This is a genomic window from Vibrio sp. YT-17 (assembly GCF_033337375.1).
In the GTDB taxonomy this organism is placed as follows: Bacteria; Pseudomonadota; Gammaproteobacteria; order Enterobacterales; family Vibrionaceae; genus Vibrio; species Vibrio alginolyticus.
In genome coordinates, this window is sequence record NZ_JAWOQP010000209.1 from 1 (window position 1) to 1,027 (window position 1,027).

At 45.1% G+C, this 1,027-nt stretch carries 1 protein-coding gene and 1 pseudogene; one reads left to right on the forward strand and one right to left on the reverse strand.

The window, feature by feature from the left end:
• A partial coding sequence (locus tag R7F67_RS24990; protein ID WP_318057553.1) for a DUF3187 family protein occupies positions 1-847 on the forward strand: 847 nt, incomplete at its 5' end.
• Here R7F67_RS24990 and R7F67_RS24995 read toward each other — a convergent pair.
• A pseudogene (locus R7F67_RS24995) lies at positions 842-1,027 on the reverse strand (sporulation control protein Spo0M); the annotation flags it as partial. The gene R7F67_RS24990 and the pseudogene R7F67_RS24995 sit on opposite strands and share 6 nt — an antisense overlap.

Here is a 1,027-nt window from a genome sequence, read left to right on the forward strand (position 1 = left end):
TGGGTTTAGCTTGCCTTCAGAGTACATAGAAGCTTATGGCTCGGCGACAATAGCGAGTGTTTGGGCTCATACCGACGAATACGCTTTGGATTATTACCACAACCAATTAGAAATTGGAGCTAAGTGGCAAGTCAGTTCTCAATGGCAATGGGAACTCAATTATCGCTGGGTATTTGCTGCGGATAATCATCTGGATGGCTTAACAGAAAGCTTTCATGACCTATTTGGAATTGGACAAAACGGGCGAGATAAAGTTGATAAAAACCGCTTTTACATCTCAATGCCGCAATATGATGTGTTGGAAGACGGCTTCGAAGGCCAAACCATCGCGAACAACCTCTCGACGTACGTTCAATACCAAATATTGCAAAATGAACGTCATGGTCTTTCGCTAGGAGGAAGCCTCTATTATAACAAAGTCGCGCACGGTACCTTTAAAGGCAGTAACTTTGAGCAAGGCGTGCAACTCAATTACTCTTATCTGTACGGAGCACACGCTTTCTATTCAATGTTCGGGATGACTTTTCGTTCTGACGATCGTGCTCTTCTCGATTTACCTTACCGCCACAACACCGCTGCAATGGCGGGTGGATATCGTTATGCACCTTGGGAAAACCACCACTTTATTGTTGAATACCACTGGTATCAAGGGTCCACTGAGGGGCCAGCAGAATTTGCCGATGCGTCAAATGAAATTGTGATGGGATATCGCTATCTCATGGGCAACTCCGCCCTTGAAATCATGGCGATAGAGAATGCAAGAAATATGGATAACAGTACCGATATCGCATTCACGATTGGATATCGGTACCTGTTTTCATCTAACTCGGAAAGCGAGTTTTTATAGACTCAATGTTGGTGCCACTGCGGCTGCCACTTGCGCATCAGTGGCATTGATTGGCAATGTGAATGAGCGATACTGATCACCTGAGAAGCTCAAAGAACGGTCAATTTCAGCCAAACAGTGCATCACCTGCCCTTCCAAAATGAAAGACAGCTCAATTTCCTTTGAAGACACAAACCCGCT